Raw genomic sequence first — 4,382 nt, forward strand, 5'->3', positions numbered from 1 at the left:
GCGTACGAGGCGGCGCTGATCAAACCTGGAGACTAGGACCAGGCTCCCAGGCCGCGCCCGGCAAGAACCCGGGCCTCGGCCAGCTCCAGCGCGATCGCCGCCTGCCCCGCGAACGACTCCAGCATCTGCTGGTCGGCCCCGCTGAACGGCAGCCGCCCGCCGCGCTTGGCCAGCATGAGCACGCCGCGCACGCGGGGGGCGGCGCCCAGCGGCACCATCAGGCCGGGGCCGTAGCCCAGCCGCCGCAGCGGCGAGTCGGGGTAGGGCGTGCCCGGCAGGTCGCGTTCGGACCGGGGCTCGGCGTGCGTGAACGCCTCCCCCGCCAGGGTGGCCGAGACGTCGAACGCCATCCCCAGCAGCTCGTCGGCGCCCTCGCCCTCGGCCACGTCGACGGTCAGCGTGCCGCCCGACGGGTCGGGCAGCAGCACCTGGACCAGGTCGGCGTCGGTCATCTGGCGGGCCCGCGCCGCCATGGTGGTGAGCACCTCGCGCGAGCCGGCGCCGGACAGCAGACTGGTGGTGATCTCCGAGGATGCCTGCAGCCAGGTCTCGCGCCGGCGCGACTCCTCGTACAGCCGGGCGTTCTCCACGGCGACGCCGGCGGCGGTGGCCAGGGCGATCACGATGGCCTCGTCCTCCTCGTCGAAGTCGCCGCCGCCGCGTTTCTCGGTCAGGTAGAGGTTGCCGAACACCTCGTCGCGCACCCGCACCGGGACGCCGAGGAAGGTGCCCATCGGCGGGTGGCCGGGCGGGAAGCCGTAGGACTCGGGGTGGTCGGAGATGCGGCCCAGCCGCAGCGGGCGGGCGTCCTTGATCAGCAGGCCGAGCAGGCCCAGCCCGTGCGGCCAGTGCTCGATCCGGGCGATCTCCTCCTCGCTCAACCCGACCGGGATGAACTGGACGAGCGTCTGCTCCTCGCCGACCACGCCGAGCGCCCCGTAGCTGGCGTCCACCAGCTTGGTGGCCGTCTCGACGATCCGCCGCAGCACGGTCTCCAGGTCGAGGTCGCTGCCCACCGAGACGACGGCCTCCAGCAGCGCGTGCACCCGGTCGCGGGTGGCGAGGACGGCGTTGAGCCTCGTCTGCAGCTCGGCCAGCAGCTCGTCGAGCCGCATCTGGGGCATCAGGCTACGCTGCTCACTTTCCGACATACCGTTCAGTGTCCCAGCAAGTGCCCTCGCCGCCGGAATCAGCCCGCCGGGCCCGTCCGCCTCTACAGCAGCGGCGGGACGGTGAACAGGTCGTCCCGGTCGCGTTCGAGCTCGGTCACGACGTCGACGACGCCCTCCACCGCCCGGACCGCCTCCGTCAGCGCGGCGGCCCGGGCGCGGGTCGCCACCCTGCCGGTGATCGTGACCACGCCGGCGTCGACCGCGACCGCGAACGTGCCGTCCGGCGGGAGCACGGCCCTGACGTCCGCCTCCAGCTCGGCGGCCGGGCGGGTGAAGACGCGCAGCACGTCGCGCTGGTGCAGGGTGCCGACGACGCGTCCGGTGACCGGGTCGATCACCGGGAGCTGCCTGATCCGCCGGGCGTGCATGATCCTGGCCGCCTCGCGCACCGGCATGCCCGGGGTGACCGTGACCGCCGGCGACGTCATCAGCTCGGCGGCGGTGACGGCGGCGGCCTTGCGCTGCTCCTGCCGCCGCGCCCGCGAGTCGAGGACGGAGACGGCGTGCCGGGCCCGGCCGGTCTCCTTGAGCAGCAGGTCGTCCTCCGACACCACGCCCACCGGCCGCCGGTCGGCGTCGATCACGGTGACCGCGCCCACCGCGTACCGCTTCATCGCCGCCACGATGTCGGCGAACGACGCGTGCTCCAGCACCGCGATCGCCACGCGTCCCATGACGTCCTTGACCTCGATCGACATGATCGCCACCTCGCTTTCCGCCTCCACGGTCCCGCGCGCGGGGGCGGTGGCGGCAGCGGCGAACGTCCCGCGGGCGAGGGGCTTAGGTCCTGGACGGCGGGAGCGGGTGTCAGTGCAGCGGGCCGGCGAAGACCACGATCTCGTCGATGTCGCCGGCGGCGGTGAGGTGCACCATGTCGGTGCCCGACAGGACGGTGGCGCCGTCGGGCCCCTCGAAGCGCCAGCCGAACCGGGCCCACTCGTGCGGCGCGTCGACGGACGTCGTCCGGACCATGCGGCAGCCGCCGGCCCGGTAGCCCTGCACCACCTCGGTGACGAAGTCGGCCACCGCGCCCCGGCCGGACCCGCGGCCGAGCGGCCCCCAGAACACCACGTCGGCGGCGAGGGCACGGCTGAGCAGCGCGGAGCGGTGGTCGGGGTCGTCTGCGTTGGCGGCGGCGATGAAGGCGTCGATCGCGTCGGTGTGGGCCCGGTGGTGCCGCTGCGGGGATGCCGCCGGTTCGTGCGCGGTCATGTCGTCCTCCATCCGTCGCCGGGGCGTGCGGGAACCGGGGCCGGTCGCACGCCGATCGCCATGGGCCAGTACATCACGACCGCGCTCCTGGCCTAGTTCTCTTCCGGCTGGTTCCCCACGAGCAGGTTGAACGCCCCGGTCAGCAGGTTGAGCGAGACCAGGCCGACGACCTCGGCGATCACCCGGTCGCTCCAGCCGAGGGAGCGCAGCCCCGCCACCTCCTCGTCGGTGATGGACGACGGCTCGACCAGCACCCGCACCGCCACCGCGATCAGGGCGGCCTCCCGCGCGTCGGCCGAGGTGCCCTGGCGGGCCAGCGCGACGTCGGCCTCGCTCAGCCCGGCGGCCAGCGCCCCCTCGGTGTGCGCGGCCAGGCACGTGCCGCAGCCGATCCACTCCTGCACGGCCAGGGAGATCTTCTCGCTGAGCGCGCGCGGGATCTTCACCCGCTTCATCGCCCGGGAGAAGTCCAGATATCCCTGGAGCAGGGCGGGCGAGTGGGCCATCGTGGACACCATGTCACCCACCCTGCCGTGCCTGGCGACGATGTCGTCCAGGATCTGACGGGACTTCTCGGGGGCCTTCTCGGGAACGAGCGGTTCAAGACGTCTCATACGGCGCACTCTATACCCATAGGGGGTATGCAGGAAACCGGTCCCGGATCCGTTGAACCGGATCCGTCGGGCCCGCGTACCTTCGAGCATGCACAGGCTCTTGCGCGGTGAGATGTTCATGCTGGGCGGCTTTGTCGCGGCGGCGGCGGCGACGATCCTGCTGATCCTGCCTCCGTCGATCGACCCCGCGGACGCGCAACGGACCCTCACGCCCTCGGGCCCCCTCTCGGCCGCCGACGTCGACCTGCTGATCAAGGTGCGGCAGGCGGGCCTGTGGGAGATGCCCGCGGGCGAGTACGCCGCCACCCGCGCCCAGTCGCAGCGCGTCAAGCAGGTCGGCAAGCAGATCATGGGCGAGCACCAGAAGCTGGACCAGATGACCCGCGACACGGCGGCCAGGCTCGGCGTCGCCCTGCCCGACGAGCCCAACCCCGACCAGCAGCGCTGGCTGGCCCAGCTCGCGGCCGAGAGCGGCCCGGCCTTCGACCAGGACTACGCGAACCTGCTGCGCGCCGCGCACGGCAAGGTCTTCGGCACCCTGGCGCTCGTCCGGGCCGGGACCAGGAACGCCGAGATCCGCAAGTTCGCCCAGGAAGGCATCAACTTCGTCATGCGCCACATGACGTACCTCGAATCGACCGGCCTGGTGAACCACAACCAGCTCCCCGAGCCCCCGCTCCCGTCCCCCGCCCCGCCCACCTCCTGACCTGCCGGCCCCTGGAAGCGCGTCTTCCCACGGGGGACCGATCCCATCGACACTCCGGCGGAACACCGACCTCATGCCCGAACCCCTCGAAGCACCCGTCCGCGCGCCGCGGCAGGCGATCGCCGCCCTGGGCATCGCGCTGCTGGCGGGGTGCGCGGCCGCCCCCGTCCCCCAGGGGCAGCCGGCGCACCACCACGGCGCCGCTCCCCCCGCCCCCGCCGTCGCCGTCGCGCCGAAGGTGCCGGCCGGCGACATGAAACAGCTCACCACCCTGCTCGGCTGCCCCGCCGGGAAGCTGCAGACCGACGCCGCCGAGCTGCGGCAGGCGGCCTGCGACACCCCGCAGGGCCGCCTGACGATCGTGACGTTCAGCACCGACAAGGGCAAACGAGACTGGCTCGACATCGCCCAGGCGTACGGCGGCGCGTACCTGGTCGGCGACCGCTGGGTCGTCGTCGCCACGGCCGACCTGCTGGAACGGTTACGCGGCCGCCTGGGCGGCGAGCTTGAGACCCCGCGACACCATTGACCCCTCCCAGCCGGCCCGGCTCCCCACCGAACCTGCCCGGTGCGCCCGCGTGTCGCGCGCCCGGTAGTCCGCCCTCCGCGCCCGCCCGATGCGCCCGCCCGGTGCGCAAGGACGCGGATGACGACCCGGCCGGGCTCTGGCACGATGGC

The 4,382-nt window shown here is 73.4% G+C and carries 6 protein-coding genes; 2 read left to right on the forward strand and 4 right to left on the reverse strand.

Translation table 11 applies throughout. The features are described from left to right. Nucleotides 1-32: 32 nt before the first annotated feature. From ACWCSD_RS48660 to ACWCSD_RS48675, 4 genes are all read right to left on the reverse strand, one after another. Nucleotides 33-1,124 carry a GAF domain-containing protein gene (locus tag ACWCSD_RS48660; protein ID WP_449925983.1) on the reverse strand — a complete coding sequence of 364 codons (1,092 nt, stop codon included), beginning with the start codon at nt 1,122-1,124 and terminating at the stop codon, nt 33-35. 89 nt (nt 1,125-1,213) lie between these two features. Continuing rightward, nucleotides 1,214-1,870: a CBS domain-containing protein gene (locus ACWCSD_RS48665; RefSeq protein WP_397156017.1), complete on the reverse strand. Its 657-nt coding sequence runs from the start codon at nt 1,868-1,870 to the stop codon at nt 1,214-1,216. Nucleotides 1,871-1,979: 109 nt separating this feature from the next. Then, entirely contained in the window at nt 1,980-2,384 is a 405-nt protein-coding gene (locus ACWCSD_RS48670; protein ID WP_397156015.1) for a nuclear transport factor 2 family protein, read from the reverse strand. 92 nt (nt 2,385-2,476) lie between these two features. After that, nucleotides 2,477-2,998 (reverse strand): carboxymuconolactone decarboxylase family protein, encoded by a 522-nt coding sequence (locus tag ACWCSD_RS48675; protein ID WP_449925988.1) that lies wholly within the window; start codon nt 2,996-2,998, stop codon nt 2,477-2,479. Between the two features lie 88 nt (nt 2,999-3,086). Between ACWCSD_RS48675 and ACWCSD_RS48680 the strand changes: the two genes are divergently transcribed. Both ACWCSD_RS48680 and ACWCSD_RS48685 read left to right on the forward strand, forming a co-directional pair. Continuing rightward, the gene (locus ACWCSD_RS48680) at nt 3,087-3,704 is read left to right on the forward strand and encodes a DUF4142 domain-containing protein (RefSeq protein WP_387669707.1); all 618 of its coding nucleotides are present in this window, start codon (nt 3,087-3,089) and stop codon (nt 3,702-3,704) included. 73 nt (nt 3,705-3,777) lie between these two features. Then, entirely contained in the window at nt 3,778-4,233 is a 456-nt protein-coding gene (locus ACWCSD_RS48685) for a hypothetical protein (RefSeq protein WP_449925991.1), read from the forward strand. Nucleotides 4,234-4,382: the final 149 nt, after the last annotated feature.

Source organism: Nonomuraea sp. NPDC001684 (genome assembly GCF_053596515.1).

Coding starts and splice junctions, on each gene's coding strand:
- ACWCSD_RS48685 (WP_449925991.1), top strand. CDS start 3,778: ATGCCCGAACCCCTCGAAGCACCCGTCCGCGCGCCGCGGCAGGCGATC.
- ACWCSD_RS48670 (WP_397156015.1), bottom strand. CDS start 2,384: ATGACCGCGCACGAACCGGCGGCATCCCCGCAGCGGCACCACCGGGCC.
- ACWCSD_RS48665 (WP_397156017.1), bottom strand. CDS start 1,870: ATGTCGATCGAGGTCAAGGACGTCATGGGACGCGTGGCGATCGCGGTG.
- ACWCSD_RS48680 (WP_387669707.1), top strand. CDS start 3,087: ATGCACAGGCTCTTGCGCGGTGAGATGTTCATGCTGGGCGGCTTTGTC.
- ACWCSD_RS48675 (WP_449925988.1), bottom strand. CDS start 2,998: ATGAGACGTCTTGAACCGCTCGTTCCCGAGAAGGCCCCCGAGAAGTCC.
- ACWCSD_RS48660 (WP_449925983.1), bottom strand. CDS start 1,124: ATGCCCCAGATGCGGCTCGACGAGCTGCTGGCCGAGCTGCAGACGAGG.